Source organism: Ralstonia sp. 1B3, from assembly GCF_036631435.1.
The window spans coordinates 1-25,575 of the sequence record NZ_JAPNUG010000010.1 but is presented as its reverse complement, the minus strand read 5'-3'; the positions used below and the strand labels follow the sequence as shown (position 1 = coordinate 25,575).

The following is a 25,575-nucleotide window of genomic DNA, read 5'->3' as shown; positions in this document are numbered from 1 at the left end:
CGAAGAATTGCTTGCTTGTCAGCAACATGGTGGTTTTCACGATAAAGAGAGGCAAGCGCAGCCCGCGAGTGAGTGTCGCGCCTTGCGATAACACGCAAGGCGACGGAGCGCTCCGCCCCTAGCGAGTCACTGCGCTGTCTGGACAGCGCTCAGCGCGCCGCAGTTGATTCGGAGTCTGGGGATGGCCCGTTAAGTCAAAGCGTCGTTCATGAGGCCCGCCCTGAAGACCCTCGTTCGGATCGTGAAGTGGCTGCGCCAATCGTTTGCTCCGCAGCCCGCCAGCGGTGCTGGTGGTCCGTGTTTGTTGCTCATACACCCTCCCAACTTCTTGTTGTCGTCAAATCTGCGGCACTGACACAGGAGCCTGCCCCCCACGGAAGTGGGGTGCCGCGTTTGCACGTGTCGTATCCCACGCCACCTTTGTGCGTGTCAAGAAGCCGACGAGCATGCTGAGATTATTTCAGCATTTCGACGCGTACGCCCCCGCGTACGCCACGACTCTGTGAGCGGAAAAAGAGCGCTAACAACCCGTTGGCAATGTCGCTGGCAGCCCCCTCGATCGCACACTTTAAATGCCTCCATACGTGCTCAGCGGGAGCTTCGTACTGCCATTGACACCCGTGAAGCGGGAGGCTGAGCTTCAGAGCCGCCTTGCTCCCACTGGTTGCCGAGCAACACCACCTCCAGCACGACGGCGCCAGCACGCCTTCGTTTCGCTCCGCCACGGCGTGTGGGTTCTGAAACGGATAACGGTCTATCGAAAAGAACGTGTCGAAGCCGAAACGCACTATTTCCGATCTAGAAAGCGCGCGATCTTGACCACACGAAATCATATTCATACCATACCGTTCAGTTTAGTTTTAGATGCTCCGAATACTCAGGAACCTGTCATGCGCCCGATCCCATCTGCTATGCCCCCGTTTCTGGCCGCGCTTGCGGCAGCGTCTCTACTTGCTGCGTGCGGCAAGCCCCCCGGTGGCCCGCCCCCGCAGAAGGCACGCCAACCATGGGCGTGATGACTGTGCAATCCCAGCGCGTGGCACTCAGTACAGAGTTGCCCGGCCGTACCGTTCCGTTTCTGATTGCAGATGTGCGTCCGCAGGTCAACGGCATCATCAAGGCACGCAAGTTCCGTGAAGGCAGCGACGTCAAGGCGGGCGAGCCGCTCTACCAGATCGACCCCGCCACTTACCAGGCCACTTACGACAGCAATGTGGCCGCGCTGGCGAAGGCGCAGGCCAACCTCAAGACCACGCGCCTGAAGGCCGAGCGCTACAAAGAGCTCGTGGCCATCCAGGCAGTGAGCCAGCAGGACTACGACGATGCCGCGGCCGCCCTGGCCCAGGGCGAAGCCGATGTGGCAGCCGCCCGCGCCAACGTAGAGACCAGTCGCATCAACCTGGCTTACGCCCGCGTGGATGCGCCCATTTCCGGGCGCATCGGTAAATCGAGCGTGACACCAGGCGCCTTGGTAACGGCCAACCAGACCACCGCGATGGCCACGATTCAGCAACTCGATCCCATCTACGTTGATGTGACGCAATCCAGCGCCGCACTGCTGCGCCTGAAGCAGGCCATGGCGCGAGGCGACCTCCAAAAGACGGGCGCCACTGCAGCTACAGTGCGTTTGCAGCTGGAAGACGGCAGCACCTATCCGCTGGAAGGCAAGCTCGAGTTTTCCGATGTCACGGTCGACCAGAACACCGGCTCGGTGACCCTGCGCGCCGTGTTCCCCAACCCGAATGCCGTGCTGCTCCCCGGCATGTACGTGCGTGCGGTGCTGGCCGAAGGCGTGAAGGATGAGGCAGTCCTCGTACCACAGCAGGCCGTAGGACGCGACAGCACAGGTAAGCCCTTCGCCTATGTGGTGGGAGCCGACCACAAGCTGCAGCGGCGTGCCTTGGAAACCGACCGCACCGTCGGCGACCAATGGCTCGTACGCACCGGCCTGCGCGCGGGCGATCAACTCGTGGTGGACGGTTTGCCGCGTGCCGTGCCCGGCGCGGAGGTCAAGACAACGCCGTGGACAACGAAGGCGCCTACGCCGGCGACCACCAAGCCGGCGACCGTGGCCGCCAACTGATTCAGGACACCACCATGGCACGCTTCTTTATCGACCGCCCCATCTTTGCGTGGGTGTTGGCCATCATCGTGATGCTGGCGGGTGCGTTGGCCATTGCCACGTTGCCCATCGCGCAGTATCCGAGCATCGCACCGCCGGCGGTGTCGATCACGGCCACATACCCGGGCGCATCAGCCAAAACGCTGGAAGACACCGTCACCCAGATCATCGAGCAAAAGATGAAGGGGCTGGATCACCTCAGCTACATGGCGTCCACCAGCGAGTCTTCCGGCACCGCCACCATTACGCTGACGTTCGAAAACGGCACGGATCCGGATACCGCTCAGGTGCAAGTGCAGAACAAGCTCGCGCTGGCTACACCGCTGTTGCCGCAGGAGGTGCAACAGCAAGGTGTGCAGGTCGCCAAATCCGCCACAAACTTCCTGAACGTGCTTGCCTTCACTTCAGAAGACGGCAGCATGAACGGTTCCGACCTGTCCGACTATGTGGCCGCCAACGTGCAGGACGCCATCAGCCGGGTGGAGGGTGTGGGCGACACGACGCTGTTCGGCTCGCAGTACGCCATGCGCATCTGGCTGGACCCCAACAAGCTGTCCAACTTCAGCCTGACGCCGCTGGATGTAAAGAACGCCATCCAGGCGCAAAACGCGCAGATCTCTGCCGGCCAACTGGGTGCCATGCCGGCATCGGCAGGCCAGCAGATCAACGCAACCATCACCTCGCAAACGCGCCTCAAGACCGTAGATGAGTTCGGCAACATCCTGCTGCGCACGCAGACCGATGGCTCTCAGGTGCGCCTGCGCGACGTCGCGCGCATTGAGCTGGGAAGCGAGAGCTACAACACGGTCGGGCGCTACAACGGCAAGCCGGCCGCCGGCCTTGCGATCAAGCTGGCGACGGGCGCCAACGCACTCGATACCGTCAAGGCGGTCGACGCCCGCGTGGCCGAACTTGAGCGCTTCTTCCCGCCAGGCATGAAGGTGCAGAAGCCATACGACACCACGCCGTTCGTCCGCATCTCGATCGAAGAGGTGGTGCGCACGCTGATTGAGGCCATCGTGCTGGTGTTCCTGGTGATGTACCTGTTCCTGCAGAACTTCCGCGCCACGGTGATCCCGACCATCGCAGTGCCGGTGGTGTTGCTTGGCACGTTTGGCGTGCTCGCTGCGTGCGGTTTCACCATCAACACGCTGACTATGTTTGCCATGGTGCTGGCCATCGGCCTGTTGGTCGACGATGCCATCGTGGTGGTGGAGAACGTCGAGCGTGTGATGAGTGAGGAAGGACTCTCACCCAAGGAGGCAACGCGCAAGTCGATGGGGCAGATCACGGGCGCGCTGGTGGGCGTTGCACTCGTGCTGGCCGCAGTGTTCGTACCGATGGCGTTCTTCAAGGGCTCGACGGGTGTGATCTACCGGCAGTTCTCGATCACCATCGTGTCGGCGATGACGCTGTCGGTGCTGGTCGCGCTGGTGCTCACCCCTGCCTTATGTGCCACCCTGCTCAAGCCCGTTGAGAAAGGCCACGTCCAGGCCACCACCGGCTTCTTCGGCTGGTTCAACCGGACCTTCGACCGCGGCAATCAGCGGTATCAGGGCATCGTGCGCCACATGCTGGGCAAGGGCTGGCGCTACATGATGATCTACGGCGTGTTGCTCGCGATGGTCGTGGTTGGCTTCATGAAGCTGCCCGTCGGCTTCCTGCCGGATGAGGACCAGGGCTCGCTGTTCGTCCTGGCGCAACTGCCGCCGGGCGCAACCAACGCGCGCACCGAAGACGTGCTGCGCCAAGTGGAACACCACTTCCTGGTTGACCAGAAAGAAGCGGTTTCAGGCGTGTTCTCCGTGGCGGGTTTCAGCTTTGCCGGCAGTGGCCAGAACATGGGCTTTGCCTTCGTCAAGCTGCGCCCGTGGAACGAGCGCAAGGGCGAGGCGCTCAGCGTCAACGGTGTCGTGGACAAGGCGTTCGGTTTCTTTGCCACGCTGCGCGATGCCCGGGTGTTCGCTTTTGCGCCGCCCGCCGTGGCAGAACTGGGCAACGCCACCGGCTTTGATCTGATGCTGCAAGACCGCGCAAACCTCGGCCACGACGCGCTGATGCAGGCGCGTAACCAGTTGCTAGGTACGCTATCCAAAGACCCACGCCTGGTAGCCGTACGCCCCAACGGGCAGGAAGACACGCCCGAGTTTCAACTGAAGATCGATGCCCACAAGGCCGAAACGCTCGGTGTTTCCATCTCCGACATCAACACGACCCTCGCCACAGCTTGGGGCAGTAGCTACGTGAACGACTTCATCGACCGGGGCCGTGTCAAGAAAGTCATGCTGCAAGCCGATGCGCCCTACCGCATGAACCCGGGCGATATCGATAAGTGGTACGTGCGCAATAGCGCCGGCACCATGGTCCCGTTCACGGCGTTCGCCAAGGTGGACTGGACGTCGGGTTCCCCGCGCCTGGAGCGCTACAACGGCGTGCCGTCCATGGAAATCCTGGGCATGGGCATGCCAGGCAAAGCCTCCAGCGGCGAAGCGCTGGCCATCGTCGAAGATGCCGTCGCAAAACTGCCGGCCGGCATCGGCTATTCGTGGACGGGTCTGTCGATGCAAGAGAAGGCCTCCACTGGGCAAACCACCCTGCTTTATACGCTGTCGATTCTCATCGTGTTCCTATGTCTGGCCGCGCTGTACGAAAGCTGGGCGATCCCCTCTCGGTGATCATGGTCGTGCCACTGGGCGTGTTCGGTGCGCTGCTGGGTGCCGTGCTCACCTGGAAGATGAACGACGTGTATTTCCAGGTTGGCCTGCTGACCACCATCGGACTGGCGTGCAAGAACGCCATCCTCATCGTTGAATTCGCCAAGGAGCTCAACGAGCACGGCAGGAGCCTGGTCGATGCCGCCATGGCCGCTGTGCGCATGCGCCTGAGGCCGATTCTGATGACATCCCTAGCGTTCATCCTCGGTGTGGTGCCAATGGTGACGGGCACGGGTGCCGGTGCTGGTGCACAGCACGCGCTCGGTGTCGCCGTCATCGGCGGCATGTTGTCCGGCACAGTGCTTGCCATCTTTTTCGTGCCGCTGTTCTTTGTGCTGGTGCGGGGACTGTTCAAGGGTGGCTCGGCTACGACGCCCGTCCATGCCCAACCGGCCGACGCTGCTGCCTCGTAAGGACGTTCGAGATGATCCGCTTTCCATTTTCCTCCACGCTGCTCCCCTTGGCCGCCATGCTGACCGGTTGCACCCTCATGCCAGCCTACCAACAGCCGGCGTCCCCTGTGCCCGCCGCCTTTGCCGATGTCGCCAGTGCAACGCCTTCTGCAGACAACCCCGACGACAAGACTGCCTCGCCGGTAGCCCAGATCGGCTGGCGCCAAGTCTTTACCGATCCACAGCTGCAACGGGTCATTGAGCTGTCCTTGGCGAATAACCGGGATCTGCGCGTCGCCGTGCTCAATATCGAGAAAGCCCGCGCGCAGTATCGTGTGCAGGACGCTGCGCTCTTTCCTTCCGTCAAGGCCAGTGGCAGCGAGAGTGCCAGCCGTACACCTGCCGATCTCTCTGGCATCGGACAGCCGCTGGTGGCACACAGCTACAGCGCCACGTTGGGTTTCAGCGCCTACGAGCTGGACTTCTTTGGGCGCGTACGCAGCCTCAGCGCGCAGGCGCTGGAGCAGTACCTTTCCACCGCAGAGGCGCGTCGCAGCAGCCAGATCAGCCTGATTGCGGAGGTCGCCACCGCGTATCTGACCCTTGCCGCAGACCAGGACCAGCTCAAGTTAGCGCAGGACACCCTTGCCAGCCAAAGCAACACTTACCAGCTCAACCAGCGCAGTTATGAACTGGGCACCGTGTCCAAGCTGACGCTGCGCCAGTCGCAGACAAGCGTGGACAGCGCTCGCGTGGACGTAGAGCGCTATACGGCTCAGGTCGAGCAGGACCGCAACGCACTGGTGCTGCTGGTGGGTGCCGATGTGCCCGTGGAGTTGCTGCCGACATCGCTGCCCGATGCATCGGCGGCTGCCGGCAGCGTACTGGCCACCATTCCGCCCGGCTTGTCGTCTGACCTGCTGCAGCGACGGCCTGACATCCTGCAGGCCGAGCATGACTTGAAGGCAGCCAATGCAAACATCGGTGCTGCACGGGCGGCGTTCTTCCCCAGCATCAGTCTCACGGCATCGGCAGGCACTTCCAGCGCCAGCCTGGGAAGCCTGTTCAAGGCAGGCTCGGGAGCGTGGAGCTTCGGGCCGCAGATCTCGTTGCCCATCTTTGACGGCGGAGCCAATCGCGCCAATCTGGACATCGCCAAGACAAACCGCGACATTGCTGTGGCACAGTACGAGAAGGCCATCCAGACTGCCTTCCGCGAAGTGTCCGATGCGCTGGCGCAGCGCAGCACGCTGGGCCGGCAGCTCGATGCGCAGCAATCGCTGGTAGACGCCACAGCGGAGAGCTACGTCCTTGCCACCGCACGCTTCAAGCGCGGCGTCGACAGTTACCTCAACGTGCTGGATGCCCAGCGCTCGCTCTATACGGCGCAGCAAAACTTGATCAGCACACGGCTGTCGCGCTTCACCAACCTGGCTACGTTCTATAAGACACTTGGCGGCGGCTGGGTAGAGAACACCGGCACACCCGCATCGGCTGCAACCACAACGCCACGGGCCTCAGGCGTCTGAGGCATCGCATCGATGGTGAGACGAACTGTGGCTGGCGCAGCGCAGACCCGCCAGCGCGTGATCGATGCCGCCATTGCGGTGTTCTGCCAGCACGGTGTCCATGCCACCACCCTGGAAGATGTTGCGGTGCGAGCGGGCGTCACACGCGGAGCGGTGTACGGGCATTTCCGCGGCAAGCCGGCGCTTGTGGCAGCCGTCCTTGTTGGCCTGCGCTGGCCGTTGGACCCCGGCGACAGTCTGTGGGGCTATGCCGTGCATCCGCGGCCCTTGCAGCACCTTCATGCACAACTGCTTGCACAGTTGACGCAATCCGCGCGGGACAGCAGGCAGTGGCCAGTGTTGCGCCTTGTTCTGCGGCAACCGGATTGCGCCCCCTGGCCTCAGCCAGCGATCGACCACATCGCTCGCATCAAGGCGCGCGCCATCGCAAACCTAGACTACGTGATGCGCGCCGCATGCAGGCGCAATCAACTCCGGGCCGACATGACACCGGAGGCAGCCGCACGCTGCCTGCATGCCGTTGGCATCGGACTGTTGTGGGACCACGCCGGCGCGGTTGCCGATGGTGAGCACATTGATATCCAGCCATGTCTGCAGGCGTTCTTTGACGGCATAGAGAACACCCATCAGACCGCGCCTGGGGAAGCCGGCTGACGCTGGTCTTCGCATCATTGCGGCGTGGTCGATGGCATACACTCTCGTTTTCGCTGCGGTGATGCGGCACAGGATCAGGAAAACATGCATGCGCAAAAAGACAGAAGAGAAACGGCAAGCCATTGTTGACGCCGCTTTTCGCGTGTTCATGGAGGTCGGTTTCGATCAGGCCTCGATGTCAGATATCGCGGCCCGCTCGGGCGCATCCAAGGCGACGCTGTACAACTATTTCAGCTCAAAAGAAGAGATGTTCGCGGAGATCATGAGTGGCACCGCCGCCGACGAGATTCGCGACGCCTTTGCGCAGTTGAAAGCGACTGGTCCGATCGCCGACACGCTTATCGTGTTTGGCGAGCACTACCTGAATGCGATCTTACAGCCGTCCATTCTTGCGATCCGCCGTCTGGCCATCGGCGAAGGCAATCGATCCGACCTGGGGTGCGCCTTCTATGAACGCGGCCCCAAGATCGGCTGGGGTATGTTGACCGAGTTCATCGCCGAGGCCATGGAAGCCGGCAAGCTAAAGCGTGCCAACCCGGACGTCGCCGCAGCGCATCTACATGCTCTGTATGAGGCGGAATGCGTGGAACTGTGCCTGTTCGGCATGCCTGTGGACATCAGCCGCGCCCGCATATCGGAGATCATCGCGCATGCAGTCGAGGTGTTCATGGCGGCATATGGAACCGCCAAATCCGGAACCAGGGCCAAACGAGGGCGGTCGGCACAAACCAAAGAAAGACGCACTCTGGCCGATTGAATCGCCCTGCCCTAAGAGACGGTTTCAAAACGCCCGAAAGGGGCTGTTTTCAACAATGAAGGCGGGCTGCGCGTCGTAGCGCGCTTGCAATGCCGGGGTCACGTCGTCCCAGCGCTCGAGTGCATCGATGAGCGACCGGGCAATGTGGGCGACATCCACCGCGTGGTGCAGGTCAAGCGACACGAGTACCAGTCGGCCGTCGGTCGCCGTATGCGCAAGCGTGGCGAATTTCATGCTTCCTCCGCCTGCCGCGCCTGCAATGCCTGGGCGATGGACGGCTCATAAGCTCCGTCGATCAGCACAAACAGCATTCGGCAGGGCCGGTTGAAGCGGTTGGCCCTTTTTTTGCATTGACGCCCTTTATAGATCAATGGGTTGGCAGCACCCTCTCCCACGGACTTTATTTTGTGGATCAGGCCAAAACACGCGACACCGCGCCCTTGCCCCTCCGGGCAAGCGTGCACTCGTCAATGCGCCGCTTGAACTCGCCCGGTGAGTTGCGGCCATGTCATCTCTGTTCGCATCGTGGCACGCGCAGCTTGCGCTACCCGGTGTGACTGAGCGCATTCCGCATGCGGTCTACCAAGCCCGCTTCGAAGTCATGCGATACGTCGTCATTTGCCGGAATGACGGCCATGACCTTCGGCGGGCAAGTTCCATCCGGTGGACGATGCCAGCTCGATGGCTTGCTGGATGTTTTTGCCTCGGAAGCCGGCGCGCTCGATAAAGCGCCTGAAGAGTCCTGGCGCTTTCGCGATGAGGGTATTTCGCTTGGGCACGACCACCATGTCCGCGCGCTGCTCGATGCCGGCCACAATGTCGCGCACGACGGATTCGCGCGAAACCATTTTCCAAAGGCCTTTGTCATTTCCGCCCCACAAGGCACGGCCCGCCGGATCGGCCACGACGTCGTCCATCATCGGTGTGGGGAAAAAGGTCGGATGCACGCTGCCGACGCTGACTCCCAGATGCTGCAACTCCAGCCGCACGCTATCGCACAGGGCCCAAACGCCTGCCTTGCTGGCGGTGTAGGAGGCTTGGAGCGGCGAATGGACGAAGGCAGCCATCGACGAAATGCCCATGAGGTAGCCCTGCCGCTTCTGCACGTAGGGCAGCCCGGCGCGGAAGGTGCGCCAGACGCCGTTGAGGTTGACGTCGATGACGCGTTCGAATGCCTCCGGGTTGAGCGTAGCCATGGGCGCCACGGTGTCGATGCCTGCGTTGGCGATGACCACGTCGATATTGCCAAAATGCGCCGCGGCTTCCGCCATGGCCGCCTCCAGGCTCTCCATGCTGCGCACGTTGGCGGTCCAGCCGCGGGCTAGGGACGGGTCGCCCAAGATCCTTGCCTGCGCCTCGACCTGTGCCAAGTCCAGGTCGAACAATGCGAGGCGGGCACCCTTGGCGCGCAGCGCCGCGGCGAGCGCTGATCCCAAGCCGCCAGTGGAGCCGGTGATGGCCACCACTCGATTAGTCAAATCATATTTCGGCATGGTTCATCCGTGCTTTGTTTCAGCCTCGAGTTGCTGGATCAGGACGTGCATTTCTCTGTGTCGACTCAGCATGGCATCGGTCAATACACCGAAGACCCCGCGCAAGAGCGAGAACGGAACCCACCGCCACGGCGCATAGATGCGCGGCCGGCGGCATTGCAGACCTTTCGCGATTGCACGTGCTACCTGCTCGGGAGGAATGGCCCGACGCAGCCACCCTGGAAATCCGACCTCATTCATCTTTGTCACGGTTGCGTTTCCGCCGAAGGCCACCTTGGCGATGGCTGTCGCCGTCCAACCGGGGTAAACGACGCTGGCCGTTGCGCCGGTATATGCGAACTCCGCTCTCAGGCAGCGCGTGAGCATTTCCACCCTGCCTTCGATGCGGCATAAGGTGCATTCGCCATGCCATTGACAAAAGCGTATGCGGATGACGTGACAAGGACTTGGCCCTTGTTGCGAATGATCTCGGGCAGCGCCGCGCGAACCGTGCGCCAGACGCCAAGCAAATCCACTTCTACGATTTTTTCGAACTCGGCCTCGTCGCAATTGGCAATGGTCGAGGCACCGCTACGCCACGAAATGCCAGCGTTGGCAAAAACCACATCGAGGCGTCCGAAGCGTTGGATCGCCTGCTGGACGACAGCCTTCGCTGCCGCGCCGTTGGTGACGTCAAGCGCCACAGGCAGCACCCGGGATGGGGTGAACTCTTCTGCAAGTTTGTCCACCGCGGTTTGCTGCATATCGGTCAGCACCAAACTCGCACCGAGGGCATAGAGCTCACGTGCTGTCGCGGCGCCGATGCCGCCCGCCGCACCGGTGATCAGCACCACCTTGTCGTTCAAGTCGTAAGTCATCATGTGGTCTCCTTTTTCGACATGGCTCGTCCTTTTACGGGGACATGGCGCTTGAGAAAATCGAGCTGGTCAGCCACCACCCGTTCGAAGGTTTCGCCGACGTAGATGTCGAAATGGCCAGCCCGATACAGACGGACTTCGCCGCGCGGCGCTTTCTTGGCATAGCGTCTGGTGGGCCCCGCGGGCGCGACAGAGTCGGTCTCGCAGATGCAGAACAGAATCGGGCAGGCCACCTTCGCCGCCCGCCGGCCGGGACGGTAGCGCAGGATGTTCAGCGCGAAGCGCGCTGCGACGTGGTTGCGGAAGGACACTCCGCTCGGCACCAGGGCCAGATAGCCGCCATGGGCGTCGGGCGCGGTCATGAGCGCGGCGGAATGTGGTGGGCCGGACGTGGCCACCATCAAAGGCGTCATGCCGACCAGGCCGCGCAGCATGTCGACCATGGCCATCGCTGTCACTTTGAAGCTGCTGCGCAAATCCATCGCAAGGGCCGAGGCGATGCCGTCAGTGAAAGGACATTGAGCAATGGCCGCCGCCACATTCTGGTCGCGCGCGGCGGAGGCAATGACATGGCCGCCGCCGAAGGACGTACCCCACAGGACGATCTTGCTGCGCATCAGGCTGGGCTGCAGCCGTGCAAAGGCGATTGCACTGGACCAGTCTTCCAGCTGTTGGCCGATGTCCAGCAACTGCCGGGGGCCCCCTCGCTCGCCCCGAAATTGCGGTAGTCGAAGACCAGGCATGCATAGCCGGCGTCGGAAAAGCGTTCGGCAAAGGCATCCAGGCGCATCTCTTTGACGCCGCCCAGGCCGTGGGCCATGACGATGACGGGGAACGGCCCATTCCCCCAGGTTCATAAAGCCAGCCCCGGCACCGCTCTCCTCGCTGGCCAGAAGGGAACTCTACGTTCGCTCGTTGCGTCATTGCTGCTCCAATAGGTCGATGTATGAACATTGCCCCGCAGGCATCGTCTGGCGATCTCTCAGGAACGGCTGTAGCAATGCAAGTATCTGGTCACGGGCCGCGTGAACCGAGCGCGCCATGACGTTCCGATCATTGAATTGCCTGGCGTTCTGCAAGAACTGGAATGACAGCCAATACGTCGCGACGATGGCCGCGCAGCGGCAAGCGGTTTCCCGTTGCATCAAGCGCTGCCCGCTCGGATGCTCGGATCGATCTGAGCAGAGCGCGGCATTCAGGGCCCGCATGCTCTGGTCGACCAGTTCCTTGAACCCCTGCTCGAGCGTCCGGCTTGATGCAATCAGCCTGTTCATGTCGCGGTAAAGAAAACGGTATTCCCACACGCAATCGAGCACGCTCAGAAGGCGCTCGGATAGGCGTTCGGACAGGCGTTCGCCGGACAGGGCGCCGCCCAAACGACCATGGAGTTGTGCCTGCATGTCGCGCTCGAAGCGATCGAAGAGGTGCTGCACGACTGCTTCCTTACCGCGGAAGTAGTAGTAAAAATGGCCCGGGCTCATATCAAGCCCCGCACAGAGGCCGGTTGTTGTGACGTTCGCCACACCGATCTCGTTGAAGGCCTTCAACGCGTAAGCCACGATGCGGTCGCGCGTCTGGCTTGCCTGGTCGCCGGAAATCGGACCGCCATGTCTCGGCCTGGGTGTAATACGCCTCATGAGCGGTCATCCAAGCGGCGGCACGTCGGCACGAATAGGGGTTGCCCTGCTCGCTATCCGCTCGCGGGCAAAATCGGCAAGCGTGCGCAGGGCGTCGACTGCGGAGCGCAGATAAAACGATTGAAGGTGGAACACATGCCAGCGCGCAGCATGCACCTCGATGCGGCACGGCACGCCGCAGGCCGCAGCGTGGTCGGCCAGCCGCGTGGCATCCGAGCGCAGCACTTCGTCTTCGCCAACTTGGATCAGCATGGGCGGCAGCCCACGTAAGTCGACCTGGAGCGGCATGTGCTCGGCCGCTGCGGCGGGTGCCTGATACCAGCGCAGTCCTTGTTCGAGCCAGCCGCGGCGGATCATCGGATCGTTGGTCCGCTGAGACACGAGCGTGTCGCCGCTCAGCGTGGCGTCGGTCACGGGTGAGATCAACAGCAGGCCTGCGGGAGCGGTATCGCCGCGCTCCCGGAGTGCAAGCGCCAATGCCAGGGCGAGCGCCCCGCCGGCCGAATCGCCTGCGACGACGATCTTCTCTGCGGCATAGCCCTGGCTGCGCAGCGCGTCGTAGCACGCCAGCGCATCGTTCAGCGCGGCAGGGTACCGATGCTCGGGCGCGAGCCGGTAGTCGGGAACGAACACCGGCATGCCCGATTCGACCGCCAGGCGCGTCGTGATGCTGCGGTGCGTGCCCGGGCCTCCGAGGCAGAAGGCACCTCCATGCAGGTACAGCATGGCGCCGTCGGTCTCGCCACGCTTGGGCGCAACGACTTCCACCGGTACGTTGCCGGCCAAGTCCCGGTAGCGGATCACTCCTCTCACGCCCGGCATGAGCGGAGACAGCACGCGCACGACGCTGCGCTGAACGGCAACACCGAAAGGCGGCCCGATGAGCGAGCGAAAACCGATGCGCAGGAAGTTGCGCAGGAACCATGCGTTGGCCGCCTCCCACCACCCTTGCGGTTCGGCCACGGCAACGCCGGCGGTGGGCCCCACCTGCCCTGGCAGCGCTCGGGTCAGGCGGTATGCCTGCAGACTCGAAAACCGGGTCAGCCAGCGGTAGGTCAACGTGAAGCCAGGCCAATTGGTGCTGTTGTGCCCGCTCGCATCCACGTACCAGCTCTTGCATCCGCTCCAGACGGACTTGGCCAGGCGCTGCTGAATGTGTGCGTTGAAACGCCGATAGCGGCGTGCATCCGTTTCGATGCTGGTTGTATGGGTGGCGGCCATCGCCTTGCAGCAGCGGATGACGTGGGCGATCTGGCTCTCCAGCATGTAGACGATGGAGTTGTGCCCAAGATTCGTATTTGGGCCGTACAGCATGAAGAAGTTGGGGAAGCCCGGCACGGTCAAGCCAAGGTAGGCCTCTGCACCACGCCGCCACGCATCGTTCAGGTCCAGACCCGCGCGGCCGGTGATGCGCATGGGCGAGAGAAATTCGGTGGCGGCAAAGCCTGTGCCGTAGATGATGGCGTCGACCTGATGGTGCGTGCCGTCAACGGTTTCGATGCCGTTTGGGGTCACCCTGCGGATGCTTTCGGTCACAAGGTGAACGTTCGGCTTGCTCATGGCGGCGAGGTATTCGCTTGAGAGCAGGATGCGCTTGCAGCCGATCGGATAGTCGGGCTCGAGCTTGGCGCGAAGCGCGGCGTCAGGCACCTGTTTTGAGAGCAGCCGTTGGAACGGCACGCCCACCGCGAGCCGCATCAGCCCCTTGAAGCGCGTAAACGCCAGCGCGCGAGACTCATAGCGCGTGTAGATCATTGCGCGATGCAGCTTCATCGCCCATGGCAGCGCGCGGAACATTGCCTTCTCCCACGGCCGATAAGCGCGATCCGGGCGCGGCATGATGTAGGCCGGTGAGCGCTGGAACACCGTAAGGTGCTGCACCGCATCGGCGATGGCCGGCACGAACTGGATGGCCGAAGCGCCCGTTCCCACCACCGCCACGCGCTTGCCCGGCAGCGCGTAGTCGTGATCCCAGTGCGCGGAGTGGAAGGTGTGCCCCTTGAAGGTTTCCATGCCCGGCAGTCGCGGGAATGCGGGGCGGCTCAACTGCCCGGTGCCGCTGATGAGCAGCGTCGCGCTGAGCGTTGTCCCGTCCTGTAGCGTGACCCGCCACACCGAATGCTGTTCGTCATACTGCGCACGCGCGACGTCTGCGCCAAACCTGATGTGCGGCTCGACGGCGTATTTGCGCGCGCAATGCCGCAGGTACGCATGGATTTCCGCTTGGGGAGCGAACGTGCGAGACCAGTTCGGGTTGGGCTCGAAAGAGAAGGAATACAAGTGTGAGGGCACGTCACACGCGGCCCCCGGATAACTGTTGTCGCGCCAGACGCCGCCAACGTCATGTGCCCGTTCCAGGATGACGAAGTCGTGCAGCCCGGCTCGCTTGAACGCCACGGCCATGCCAATGCCGGCAAAGCCCGATCCGATGATGATGGCTGCGTGCGGAGTGGCCGCGTCGGAAGCGCGGCTCGGGTTAGCTGAATACATGGCGGGCTTCCTCCAAGGCATCGACCTTCAATTGCGTGGACATGGAGCGAACTTCCTGGAGCACCGGCTGCACCCGGCTGCGGCCCCGCATCATGTCGACCGCCTTCTCGGCAATCATGATCGTCGGCGCATTGGTGTTGCCGCCGATGAGCGTGGGCATGACGGAGGCATCGACGATGCGCAGGCCCTGCAGACCGCGCACGCGCAGTTGAGGGTCCACGACGGCGTGAGCGTCGTTGCCCATCCGGCATGTGCCGACCGGGTGATAGACGGTGTCGGTGCGCTGCCGCAGGACCTCGCGAATCTCGTCGTCGGTGTTCACATTGGCGGTGAATACATCCTTCGTGATCCACGCGGCCAGCGCTGGCGCCTGCATCAGCCTGCGCGTCAGCTTGAAGCCCGCCACCATGTCTTCGAGATCCTGCGGGTCCTGGAAGAACGCGGGGTCGATCAGCGGTGCCTCCTGGGCGTTGTTGCTCTGCAGGGTGACGGAGCCGCGGCTGCGCGGACGGAGCAGGCAGACATGGCAAGACAGCCCATGGCCCAGATGAAACGACCGCGCATGGTCGTCCACCAGCGCGACAACAAAATGGAGCTGGACATCGGGCATCGCGAGCCCGGCGCGTGTCTTCAGAAAGCCGCCGCCTTCGGCAAAGTTTGACGTGAGCGCGCCTCGCCGTTCGCGGCGGAATCGTCGGATTGCCTTCAGCATGCGCAGGCCGCCACCGATCGACACGCCCGTCGTGTCGAGGCTGCGCGCCCGGTAGCCGAAGATGAAGTCCGGATGGTCTTGCAGGTTCTGGCCCACTCCCGGCAGGTGCGCACGCGTCTGAATGCCGAGGCGGTCCAGTTCATGAGAGGGGCCAATGCCGGAGAGCATCAACAACTGGGGCGTCTGAAACGCGCCGGCGGCCATCACCACTTCGCGGCGTGCTCGCACCGAGTGAAGCTGGCCGCCTTGCAGCATTTCAACGCCCACGGCGCGGTTGCCCTCGAACAGGATGCGCTGGACGTGGGCATGCGTTTTCACGCTCAGGTTGCCGCGCCGCCCGATGTGCGGCAGCAGGTAGGCGCGTGCTGCGCTCCACCGCTCGCCGTGCTTTTGCGTCACCTGGTAAATGCCGACGCCTTCCTGGTCTGCCCCGTTGAAGTCATCCGTCAGCGGCAGCCCCGCTTGGCGGGCGGCTTCCAGGTAGCGCGCTTGAAAGGGGTTGTCCGAGCGCAGGTCGCTGACCCAGAGCGGGCCGTCGCGGCCATGCCATGCGTTGTCGAGCCGCTCGTTGTGCTCGCTGAGCCGGAAATACGGCAGCACGTCGTCATAGGACCAACCGACATTGCCGCGCGCAGCCCAGTCGTCGTAGTCATTGCGGTGCCCGCGTATGTAGACCATCGCGTTGATCGCCGATGAGCCTCCCAGTGCCCTGCCACGCGGTTGGTATCCCCTGCGCCCGCCCAGTCCGGGCTGGGGCACGGTCTCGAATGCCCAGTTGTTGAGCTTGGTGGGCAGCATCGCCACGGCGCCGGTCGGGACATTGATGACGGGTTCACTCCCGCTCCCGCCGGCCTCCAGAACGCACACCGTCACCTGCCGGTCTTCGGTGAGTCGCCCTGCCACGACGCTGCCGGCGGACCCGCCGCCCACAATGACGTAGTCGAAGATGTTGCCCATGTTGTTGTCTCCACACTGTTTTTTGAGCCAGGCGCTGTGAGCCGACAGCTGCTTGGCGATCCGACGTGCAAGGCCGGCGTCCCGCGCTCGGGAAGATCTGCGGCTTCCTCGGAACGGATGGCGCAACACTGCTGGGGCGACCTATCGGATGCGGTTGATGTTGCTTCCGTCATGGGAAAACACCAATGGCGCGCGGGGACAACTGTTTTAGTATTTGGGCCAAATAGCACGTCCCAAGGGTTTCTCCGTATGCGTTTCTGGGAGTTCACTCGGAGCCCGGCCAGCGCGCGCTTGCTGGTCGACTTTGGCCAGGAGCGCGGGCTTTCGCCGGCAAAGCTGCTGGCCGGCACGCAGCTGTCGCTGGCCCAACTGTCCGACCCGAATATGGAAGTGACAGCCACGCAGGAGCTTCGCGTGGTCAGCAATCTGCTGCGCCTGTTGAAGCATCCGCCGGGGCTGGGGTTGGAGCTTGGGCTGCGCTACCACTTTTCGGCGTATGGGGTGTGGGGTTACGGCCTGATCAGCAGCGCCACGGCGGGCGATGCCATGGCGTTGGCGTTGCGTTTCCTGCCGCTCACCTACGCATTTACCGTGATCACGTATCACGAAGAAGGCCATCTCGCCGTGCTGAGTTTTGGCGAGCCGGAACTGGCCGATGAGGTGAAGCGGTTCGTTGTCGAGCGGGACATGGTCGCCGCTGCCGTCTTGCTGCAGGAAATCGGGGGAGATGATTTCGCACTGTCCCGTTTCACGCTCAGGGCCAGCCCCCGCCGGCGCGCGGGCCTTCTCCGGTACGCCGGAAGCTGTTCGCTGCGGAGCCGGAATACTCGGCGCACGTCAACAGTCTTGCGTTCGACCGATCATTCCTGAGCCGGCCGCTGCCACACGCCAACCCCCTCACGGCTTCGATGTGCGAGCAGATGTGCAGCCGTCTCATTGAAGCGCGGCGCTTGCGCGTGGGCACGACGGCGATGATCCGCCACTACTTGAGCGCTGCGCCCGGCACCACGCTCTCCACGCTAAGCAGCATGGCGCGCCTGATGAACACCAGCGAACGCACGCTCAAGCGTCGGCTGCATGATGAAGGCACCACCTTCAGGGCGTTGGTGGCCGAATCGCGCTGTGCGATGGCCAAGGCGCTGCTCATCGAGGGTGAACTGGCACTGGGAGAGATCGCGGAGCGCCTCGGCTTCGCCGACTTGTCCACCTTCTCGCAGGCTTTCAAGCGCTGGAACGGCGTGGCGCCCAGCACATTCCGCAGCCAGGGCGCGGCTATCGACAAAGAGCCGGATTGAATTTGGCCCGACACCGGAATTGGCGAGCGAGCCGGCAGCATCGGTCGTTGGTCAAGCTGCATCCGAGACGGGCAGCTTGAGCGTTCAATCTCCGTCCACGCGCGCTGCCGACACCTTGCTAAGCCATTGAGGAGCCCGGCGAGCCGTTGCTGCCGACACGCCGAGCGACGGCGGCGCTGCCGGTTTGCATGGCTAGGTAGCGACCGGGCCGATGGTTCAACGCAATGCTCAGGTTCAGCGCCACCGCCCCCACCAGCGACGCCGCCAGCGCCATCGGGCTGACCACGACCAGCGAGGCCAACACGATGCCCACATCCACCACCATCTGCAGCTTGCCGGCGCGAATGCCGTACTTGTCCTGCAGATACAGCGCGACGATGTTGACGCCGCCCAGGCTGGCCTGGTGCCGGAACAGGACGATGAAGCCCACGCCCATCAACGTGCCACCAATGACGCCCGCATACAGCGGATTGAGCGATCCCAGCTGTACGAAATGCGCGTGCACTTCGCTCAGCCACGACACCAGCGCCACGGCACAGAACGTCTTGACCGTGAAGCGCCATCCCATGTGCCGCACCGCCACGTAATAGAACGGCAGATTGATGGTGAAGAACACCACGCCAAAGGGCAGCGACGTGGCGTAGTGGATCAGAAAGGCCACGCCGGCCGTCCCGCCTGACAGCAGACCGCCCTGCTTGAACAGCGTGATGCCGAGCGACACGAACAGCGTGCCGGTAACGATGGCAAGCACATCCTCAAGCAGGCTATGCCGGGTGACACCGGGGACATTGTCGGGGGCGTTCATGGGGGCTCCTTACGGACACCGTGGGACACGGCGCCGACTATGCCGCCGGTACGGCCGTCGGTTCTTTGATCCAAGCCAACCGTGCGCGAATCAGATCCTCCCCAGATACACGCGTTGTGCGCGCGCCGCAGCCGCCCGGTGTTGTCCTTCAGGCGCAGGCCCAGATGACGATGTGGCGCGAAGCTCTCAAACCATGGGCGCCGCAGCCTCATGGGGACCCATCAGCCGCCCCCCAGAGAAAGCGCAACGCCACAACCACGCGCACAACCAGGAAACCGCCACTGAATCCCGTAGTCCGCGGTGGGCGGCGGCCCGTCTCGCGCGCTTTTCTACGAATTTTCCGAATAGGCGTGCTTGGCAGGCGCGGCAATCATGGGCGAGTGCCCGTAGTCTGCCCAGGAGAATCGTTATGCTCAGAGCCATCGACGGCGGTGGTGGCGTCCCGACGCCCCCAAGCCCATCCAGCCACCGCCGCCGCCCAGCGCGCGCGATGTGTCTGATGCCGAGACGGCCCTGAAGAACGTGCTCCAGGGCAAGGCTCCCGACGATACGGCGGCGCTGAAGGCTGCCATCGAGAAAATCCAGCAGACGCAGCCCGCAGTCAGCCGAGAGGCGCTTGCGCGGGCCGCCATCCTGCTGCAGGCCGCGCACAACGGCCCGGCACGCGCCACGGCGCAACCCAAGGTCGACGCGCTTGAGCAGGCCGCCAGCCAGGTCGGCCTCACGCACGTGTTCGACAACACCACGCTGGACAGCGCCACGCAGTCGCTGTCCGACAAGCCGCTCGCCACCGACCAGGCGCCGCCCACGCAAGCCGTGACGCTGCAGGACGCGCGGGCCGCCATTCAGGCGGGGCTCGACGGCGGCATGACCGAGGCCGAAGCCGTCAACGCAGCGCGTGCCCAGCTTGGCGGCAGCGAGCAGAACGAGACGCTACTGGGCGAAGCCGCCCTGACCATCGCAGCCGAAAAAGCCGTGGCAGACGGCAAGGTCCCGGCCGATGCCGACCCCATTGCGAATGCCGCCAAGCAGGAGGTCTGGCTCGGCATTTTCTCCAAGCCCACCATCGACAACGTGGTGAAGACGCTGCACGTCGAGCTCAAGCCGGCCGCCAACCTGGACGACACCGTCAAGGCCACCCAGACCGCCTTCGAGACCTGGCAGAAGGACAAGGCCGCCAATGCCGACGCCGCCACGCTGGCGCGCGACAAGCAGGCGTACCACACCGCCCTTTCCGATGAACTGAACGCGGCGGCCGGCCAGCCCGACAGCCAGTGGCGTGCCGATCCGCTGCAGACCGAGCGGCGCCTGCTTGCCGAGCGCCTTGTCGCGCAACGCAACAGCGCCACAAGTGGCGCGCAAGGTACGCAAAGCGTGCCGTCGACGGCCGACGTGCTGAACGACCTGCACGCCGCCGAGATCGTCGACGCTGCCCAGGCCGCGCGCGCGTCGGGCGGCGCAGACGGCAACCTCAAGGCTGCACAGACGCTCACCCAGCAGCTGCGCGGCGTGGCCAGCACCGACCCGCTGTATGCAAGCGTCATGGGCGACGCACGCACGCAGGACCTCCAGTCGGGCGCGCTGCAGGACATCACCCACGCCAGCGGCAAGAACCCGCACGACACGCTGGTGGCCGAAGGCAACGCGCTATCGCGCTACAAGGACACGGTGCTGTACAAGGACCTGGTCCCCGCGGTGCTGAACGCCGGCATCACGCATGACAACATCACCAAGGTAGGCACGCCCGGCGACCTGCGCGACATCGCGGCGCTGCTGGAAGACGTGCAGCGCGCCTCGCCGGAACTGGCGCAGGCGCTCTACACGCAAAACCTGCAGGGCAAGATCGACAGCAAGATCAAGGCGGGCGACCCCGAGGTCTACGCCCCCAGCATGCAGACGCTGGACAAGCGCGACGACTACTACGGCCCCATCAGCCGCATCGTCAACGCGCTGGGCGGCCCGAAGAGCGACGGCGCAGCGCACGTCATGGGCAGTCTGCGGGCCTTCCTCTCCAACGCACAGGCCGATCAGGACCGCTACAAGGAAAACGGCTACACACCGCCCAACACACCGTTCGACACGCTGGGGCTGGCCAAGGCCAACAATGCGTCGATGGCGCCGTACCAAGCGATCATCGATGAAGACCCGAACGGTGCGCTGTCGAAAACGCTGCAGAAGCACACCGGCCTGAAGCCGTCGCCGCCCCCGGTGCAGACCGGGCCGGACGATGCGGCCCACCTGTCCAAGGCCCAGGCGGCGCTGAACAAGGCGCTGGGCGGCGGCACGGCCGACGCGGCCGGCCTGCAGAAGGCGCTCGATGCCGCGCGCAACGACAAGGACTACGCCGACATCAGCAACCGGACATGGGCCCAGGCAGCGGTGCTGGCACGTGCCCAGGCCGTGACCGTGGCGCGGCAGCAGGACAAGACCGGCGACAAGTCAGGCGACAAGGCCGCGCAGCCCCCCAGCGACCCCATCGACCAGGCCACCAAGGATGTCGACGGCGCCCAGTTGTTCTACCGAACAGGACCTGCAGGACGGCGTGAACGCCCTGCGCAAGGGCACCCTGGCGGCAACGCCCGATGCCAAGACGCCCGACACCCAGCGCGACGGCGCCCAGCCCGACACCACCGCCCATCTGGGCCAGCTCGTGGCCAGCGGCATGACACTGCCCGAGGCGATTGCGGCCACGCGAGCCTGGCTCGGCGGCAACGAACAGAACGAGGCGATGCTGACGCAATCCGCGCTGACGGTGGCCGCGCAGCAGCATCTGGAGGACTACTACCAGGACCCGACCAAGGACCCCGTCGAGGCCGGAGCCAAGGACCTCGCCAAGCTGAACGTGCTGGACCCGGACGTGCTGCGCGTGACGGCCGGCATCATGAAGCAGGACATCAAGCCCGACCAGAAGGCGCTCGACGGCGCGGTAAAGCAGGCCCGCACCGATTACGCGGCGTGGCAGGACGCTAAGGCCAAGTCTGACAAGGCGCCCGACAACGCCGACCTCAAAGCCGCCGCACGCGCCCTGCAGTCGTATCACAACGACCTGGACCAGGCGCTGAACGTCGCCGCCGGCCGCAAGCCCGAAGACGGCGATTGGCAGCTCAACCCCGACAACGTCGACACCCTCTGGAAAGCGCAGAACGCCGTCACCATGGCCGGCATCGCGCCCGAGATGGAAGCGGCGCGCGGCACCGGCAAGGACTCGCCCGAGTTCAAGCAACTGCTGACGAGCTTCCAGCAATGGCAGACGGGGCTTGGCGCACAACAGGTGCTGCACATCACCGCGCATGCCCTGCAAACCAACGGCGGCCCAGGCAAGGGCGACGCGGCGGCGGCCAAGCGGCTCACCGGCCTGCTCGCGGGCATGCAATCCGGTGACCCGCTGTTCGACCAGGTCATGGGAGACGCGAGCATCTCGGGCCTGCAGCAGCGCGCGCTGCAATCGATCCTCGACCATGCGCCGATGATGTGCACGGCCGCCAACGACGGCAAGGATTCGCCCCAGGGCCGGCTTACCGCCATGGGCACGTCGCTGGATGTCTACAAGGGCACGATCTTCTACGCGCAACTGCTGGACGACACGATCCAGGCCCCGCAAACCCAGTCGCTGTTTCAGCAGAGCGGCGCGCAGGTCTTCGGCAAGGACAAGTCAGACCAGGCCAACGCAGCCGCCGACCAGATGAACGGCGTCGCGCCGGACCTGGCCGCTGCGCTGTACCACAGCCAGTTCCAGGGCAAGCTGGACGTGACCGACCTGAAAGCCATGTCGCGCATCTACGCGGCCGCGGGCGGTGCACGCAACCAGGACATGACCGACCTGCGCAAGCAGATCGAAGGCCTGATGCTCAAGCCCATCGACAAGGGCGGGCTGGGCACCGAATCGGTGGATTCACGGCTGAACACGACGTACTTCGTCGGTGGCGGCGGCATGGCGGTGGTCACGGGGCAGGATTTCGGGCTGAAGGACGTGAAGGACGACAACGTCCCGATGCAGCTCACGCAGGACATCCTCGGCGACAACATCGGCGACGAGGTCAGCAAGGAGATCCGGCGCGAGACTGGCATCAAGGAGGCCTCCAAGCCGCCAGCGCCCGTCAGCACCGCGCCCAACGCCACCAATGCCAGCCCTCGGCTGCAGAACGATCTGAACTGGACCCCCGACACCGCAGGCGTGAGCTCGGGCACCACCGCCGGTGTCACGGCCAGTGGCAACACCGTCGGCCTGCCCTGGCAGGACGGCATGCACACCGTCACCAGCCAGGCCCAGGTGTACAACGCCGTGGGCCAGGCATACGGGCTGGACCCGACGTACACGGCGCGCTCTCTGGACGAGCAGCAGGCCATGGCCGACGGCCAGTTCGCTGAATACAGCGGCAACGAAGTCGTCTACGACCACAAGGGCCACAAGACCACGCTGGCCCAGGTGGCCAGCCAGCTCATGCACGGCGAAGGCGTGAACACGCCCAGCGGTGCCACGCCCGTGGCACTCACCTCGCTGTCGATGCAGTGGTGGGACAACCGCGAGGGCAAGGGCGACGCCAAGCGCCTGGCCATCATGGAGGGCATCGGCACCGACGGGCGCTATATCGACGTGGGCCCGGCCGATACCACCGTGCGCAACGGCTATGGCGACTGGGAATCGCACAGCGGGCTGGATCGCGGCCTGCTCATCGCCCAGCCGCACTGGGTGGTCGATGCCAAGGGCAACCTGATGACCGGCGACGGTTACTGGAAGACCTACAAGCCCGACGACCACTGGTACAACTGGGAGCACCTGAAGACCGACCTGGAGATCGGCCTGACGGTGGCGGCCGGCATCATCACCACCGTCGTGCAGCCCGAGACCGCTGCGCTGTGGGCCATAGTGCTGTCGAACCTGGCCGATGCGTATTTTGCGGTGACGGCCGTGGCAGGCGCGGCGCACTCGATCAATGCGCTCTCCACCGCCAAGGGTCGTGAAGACCCGTGGAACTGGGTGGGTCTTGGGGCCAACGTGCTGGGCGGTGCGGCCGGCGTCGGTGGGCTCGTCAACCGCACGGCCGTGGCCGCAGCGCGCGTGGGCGCCTACAACGCTGATCTCATGGAGGCGATCAACGCGGTGCGCATCACGCGCGGCGCCAGCGCGGAAGATGCCGCACGCATCAGCCTGCTCAATGACAACCGCTGGGCGCTGCGCCCGTTCCAGAACAACCTCACCAATGCCGTGCTCAGCCATGCGCTGTATGGATCCCCCGCGGCAACCGCCAACGCGGCGCAACGGTTGAATGCGGTGTTCGGCGTCACGCGCAACCCGGGTGTCGTCGCCGATCTCACGCTGGGCACGACGCGCCTGCAGCGGCTGAACGATGCCATCCCGCTGCTCAACCGGGCGGACGTGCTCGCCCGGCTGCCCGCGCGCCTGCGCCGGCTGGTGGGGCTGCAGTTCCTGGGCGGCGGCGCCCTCGCCTATCGGTTGATGGGCACCGGCGCGCTCAACACCAACCTCGCGGCCATGCTGCACCAGGGGCAATCGCTGGCGACATCGAACGGCCAGGCCACGGGCGAAGACTGGGTGCAGTTCTTCACCTCGGCCGGGCTCATGGGCGCCGGCATGGGCGTGGCGCGCCAGCATGGCGCGTCGCAACGGCGCGCCTACGAGGCCGCGATGGCCGACCTGGCCGCATCGGGCGGGCGCATGCCGGGCGTGGCGCCCGCCCCGGGCAGCACGCCGGCGCAACGCGTGCTGCCCGAGCTGGGGCCGCGTGGCGCCGAATCGGCACTCGAGTCGCAGCAGGCGCTGCTGGCCCGCGTGCAGGCAGAAGGGGCAGACGCAGCCCACGGTGCGTTGAGCAACAAGGACGTGTACCGCCTGTACGCCCGCACGGGCGGCGTCACGGGGCCGGAAGACACCATGCCGGGCGAGTTCTATTTCCCGCGCCTGATCGCCCTGGCAGAGCAGCGCCCCGAAGGCGCCTACACCGTGTCGCAAGCCGACGGGGCCTTCGTTGACAGCACGATGCCGACGGAAGGCCGCGCGCGCACCACGTTCTATCACTTCATGCGCGAGGACGGTCTCGTCGACCCCGACGCCGTCACCGAGCGTGTCTACGTCAACGCAAAGACGCCGCACGTGCTGGACGTGCTCGACTTCCTGGTGCGCGGCGTGGTGGACCAGCCCGGCCGCTTCCCCGGTGTCTATGCAGCCAAGGCGGCCGGCCCCGACGCTGCCGGCCCGCGCGCCGACAACATCGTCGTGTATGCCACCGATCGCGCGGCCGTGGACCGCGTTGTGGAGGCGCTGCGGCATTACCAGCAGCAGCATCCGGAGCACTTCCACGACACCGTGCCGTCAATGACCGAGGCACAGCTGCGCGGCGTATCGACCGCGGCGGCGGAACCCCCCGCGATGGTTGACCGGCTGCTCAGCGCCATCGACAGGTTTGCCGCCGGCAACACGCAGTTTGGCGCCTCCGACATCGGCCGCACGCCGGGCGCGGAACAGAGCTTTGGCAGCATCCGCGCCTACGCGATCTCCTTGGCCCAGCACGACACCGTGCTGGCGCAGCAGGCCGCCGCCCAATACGGCCTACCGTTTGACTACACCGCCGCGCTGCAGAAAGCCACCGGCCGGCGCTTTGCCGAGATCGGCATCGACCCCACCAACCCGGCGCGCAACCTCGGCGGTCCGGTGGCGCGCCCGGCCGGCGCCCCAGATTACAGCGGCACCGGCACGCAATACCGCCCGAACGATGGCACCTACCAGACCACGCCGGCCGACCGCGTGACGATGTCGTTTGGCGGCGCACCGCTGCCGCCCAGCGCCCGCGCGCTGATTGGCGCCTCCGACACGCTCACGCGCCAATTGCGCCTGCTGCACGACGCCGGCTGGACGGTGCGCCTCGGACACCGCAACCAGGGCTCGGCGATGGATGCCGCGCGCAAGACCATCACGCTCGACGCCAACGCCGCCGACGCCGGATCGCTCGTCTACACGCTGAGCCATGAGGCCGACCACGCTGTGAAGGCGGAGCTCGATCTGCAGGGCCTGCAACGCCACAGCGAGGACAGCTTCGTGCAGACCTTGCTCGCCGGCGAGGCCAGCGCCCAGGGCAACGCGTTCAACGTACGCGACGAAATACTGGCCGCAACCGGTGTGGACATCGGCGCCCGCGCGCAGAT

The 25,575-nt window shown here is 64.7% G+C and carries 15 protein-coding genes and 4 pseudogenes; 8 read left to right on the top strand and 11 right to left on the bottom strand.

The genetic code is table 11. From position 1 onward, the window contains the following. Positions 1-890 precede the first annotated feature (890 nt). From OWR21_RS02675 to OWR21_RS02655, 5 genes and pseudogenes are all read left to right on the top strand, one after another. Positions 891-2,083, top strand: a pseudogene (locus tag OWR21_RS02675) (efflux RND transporter periplasmic adaptor subunit). Between the two features lie 14 nt (positions 2,084-2,097). Next, positions 2,098-5,249 (top strand): annotated as a pseudogene (locus OWR21_RS02670) (efflux RND transporter permease subunit). A gap of 11 nt (positions 5,250-5,260) precedes the next feature. Then, positions 5,261-6,757, top strand: coding sequence for an AdeC/AdeK/OprM family multidrug efflux complex outer membrane factor (adeC, locus tag OWR21_RS02665; protein ID WP_332394550.1), 1,497 nt, complete (start codon positions 5,261-5,263; stop codon positions 6,755-6,757). A 27-nt stretch (positions 6,758-6,784) separates the two neighbouring features. Then, positions 6,785-7,411 (top strand): TetR family transcriptional regulator, encoded by a 627-nt coding sequence (locus OWR21_RS02660; RefSeq protein ID WP_332394549.1) that lies wholly within the window; start codon positions 6,785-6,787, stop codon positions 7,409-7,411. A gap of 88 nt (positions 7,412-7,499) precedes the next feature. Next, positions 7,500-8,168, top strand: a complete 669-nt coding sequence (locus OWR21_RS02655) for a TetR/AcrR family transcriptional regulator (protein ID WP_332394548.1) — start codon at positions 7,500-7,502, stop codon at positions 8,166-8,168. A gap of 24 nt (positions 8,169-8,192) precedes the next feature. Here OWR21_RS02655 and OWR21_RS02650 read toward each other — a convergent pair whose 3' ends face one another. The 10 genes and pseudogenes from OWR21_RS02650 to OWR21_RS02610 all read right to left on the bottom strand — a co-directional run bounded on the left by OWR21_RS02650 (position 8,193) and on the right by OWR21_RS02610 (position 16,314). Continuing rightward, entirely contained in the window at positions 8,193-8,402 is a 210-nt protein-coding gene (locus tag OWR21_RS02650) for a hypothetical protein (RefSeq protein WP_147215214.1), read from the bottom strand. Continuing rightward, positions 8,399-8,506, bottom strand: a pseudogene (locus OWR21_RS12550) (cupin domain-containing protein); the annotation flags it as partial. The pseudogene OWR21_RS12550 and the gene OWR21_RS02650, both read right to left, overlap by 4 nt. 276 nt (positions 8,507-8,782) lie before the next feature. Continuing rightward, positions 8,783-9,661, bottom strand: coding sequence for an SDR family NAD(P)-dependent oxidoreductase (locus tag OWR21_RS02645; protein WP_332394547.1), 879 nt, complete (start codon positions 9,659-9,661; stop codon positions 8,783-8,785). A gap of 3 nt (positions 9,662-9,664) precedes the next feature. Continuing rightward, positions 9,665-10,033: a hypothetical protein gene (locus OWR21_RS02640; protein ID WP_332394546.1), complete on the bottom strand. Its 369-nt coding sequence runs from the start codon at positions 10,031-10,033 to the stop codon at positions 9,665-9,667. Then, on the bottom strand, positions 10,009-10,521 hold the full coding sequence (locus OWR21_RS02635; RefSeq protein ID WP_332394545.1) for an SDR family NAD(P)-dependent oxidoreductase: 513 nt from the start codon (positions 10,519-10,521) through the stop codon (positions 10,009-10,011). Before OWR21_RS02635 ends, OWR21_RS02640 begins: the two co-directional genes overlap by 25 nt. Then, positions 10,518-11,207, bottom strand: coding sequence for an alpha/beta hydrolase (locus OWR21_RS02630; protein ID WP_332394591.1), 690 nt, complete (start codon positions 11,205-11,207; stop codon positions 10,518-10,520). The genes OWR21_RS02635 and OWR21_RS02630 overlap by 4 nt, the downstream gene beginning before the upstream one ends. Next, positions 11,135-11,308 carry a hypothetical protein gene (locus OWR21_RS02625; protein ID WP_332394589.1) on the bottom strand — a complete coding sequence of 58 codons (174 nt, stop codon included), beginning with the start codon at positions 11,306-11,308 and terminating at the stop codon, positions 11,135-11,137. The genes OWR21_RS02630 and OWR21_RS02625 overlap by 73 nt, the downstream gene beginning before the upstream one ends. A 130-nt stretch (positions 11,309-11,438) precedes the next feature. Beyond that, a complete protein-coding gene (locus OWR21_RS02620; RefSeq protein ID WP_332394544.1) occupies positions 11,439-12,077 on the bottom strand; it encodes a TetR/AcrR family transcriptional regulator in 639 nt (212 codons plus the stop codon). 84 nt (positions 12,078-12,161) lie between these two features. Then, positions 12,162-14,645, bottom strand: coding sequence for a flavin-containing monooxygenase (locus OWR21_RS02615; RefSeq protein ID WP_332394543.1), 2,484 nt, complete (start codon positions 14,643-14,645; stop codon positions 12,162-12,164). Beyond that, a complete protein-coding gene (locus OWR21_RS02610) occupies positions 14,632-16,314 on the bottom strand; it encodes a GMC family oxidoreductase (protein WP_332394542.1) in 1,683 nt (560 codons plus the stop codon). Before OWR21_RS02610 ends, OWR21_RS02615 begins: the two co-directional genes overlap by 14 nt. 249 nt (positions 16,315-16,563) lie before the next feature. Here OWR21_RS02610 and OWR21_RS02605 point away from each other — a divergent pair. Further along, positions 16,564-17,609, top strand: a pseudogene (locus OWR21_RS02605) (AraC family transcriptional regulator). A 118-nt stretch (positions 17,610-17,727) separates the two neighbouring features. Here OWR21_RS02605 and OWR21_RS02600 read toward each other — a convergent pair. Next, complete coding sequence (locus tag OWR21_RS02600; RefSeq protein WP_316890887.1) at positions 17,728-18,414, bottom strand: YitT family protein; 687 nt, start codon at positions 18,412-18,414, stop codon at positions 17,728-17,730. Positions 18,415-18,906: 492 nt separating this feature from the next. Here OWR21_RS02600 and OWR21_RS02595 point away from each other — a divergent pair, with 492 nt between their 5' ends. Both OWR21_RS02595 and OWR21_RS02590 read left to right on the top strand, forming a co-directional pair. Continuing rightward, positions 18,907-21,384, top strand: coding sequence for a hypothetical protein (locus OWR21_RS02595; protein WP_332394541.1), 2,478 nt, complete (start codon positions 18,907-18,909; stop codon positions 21,382-21,384). Next, positions 21,296-25,575: T3SS effector HopA1 family protein (locus tag OWR21_RS02590; RefSeq protein WP_332394588.1), on the top strand; the 4,280-nt coding region annotated here is incomplete at its 3' end. The genes OWR21_RS02595 and OWR21_RS02590, both read left to right, overlap by 89 nt.

What these genes read in the sequence shown, in the direction of transcription:
- OWR21_RS02635 (WP_332394545.1), bottom strand. Translation starts at nt 10,521, where the DNA reads ATGATGACTTACGACTTGAACGACAAGGTGGTGCTGATCACCGGTGCG.
- OWR21_RS02600 (WP_316890887.1), bottom strand. Translation starts at nt 18,414, where the DNA reads ATGAACGCCCCCGACAATGTCCCCGGTGTCACCCGGCATAGCCTGCTT.
- OWR21_RS02650 (WP_147215214.1), bottom strand. Translation starts at nt 8,402, where the DNA reads ATGAAATTCGCCACGCTTGCGCATACGGCGACCGACGGCCGACTGGTA.
- OWR21_RS02615 (WP_332394543.1), bottom strand. Translation starts at nt 14,645, where the DNA reads ATGTATTCAGCTAACCCGAGCCGCGCTTCCGACGCGGCCACTCCGCAC.
- OWR21_RS02645 (WP_332394547.1), bottom strand. Translation starts at nt 9,661, where the DNA reads ATGCCGAAATATGATTTGACTAATCGAGTGGTGGCCATCACCGGCTCC.
- adeC (WP_332394550.1), top strand. Translation starts at nt 5,261, where the DNA reads ATGATCCGCTTTCCATTTTCCTCCACGCTGCTCCCCTTGGCCGCCATG.
- OWR21_RS02610 (WP_332394542.1), bottom strand. Translation starts at nt 16,314, where the DNA reads ATGGGCAACATCTTCGACTACGTCATTGTGGGCGGCGGGTCCGCCGGC.
- OWR21_RS02655 (WP_332394548.1), top strand. Translation starts at nt 7,500, where the DNA reads ATGCGCAAAAAGACAGAAGAGAAACGGCAAGCCATTGTTGACGCCGCT.
- OWR21_RS02625 (WP_332394589.1), bottom strand. Translation starts at nt 11,308, where the DNA reads ATGCGCCTGGATGCCTTTGCCGAACGCTTTTCCGACGCCGGCTATGCA.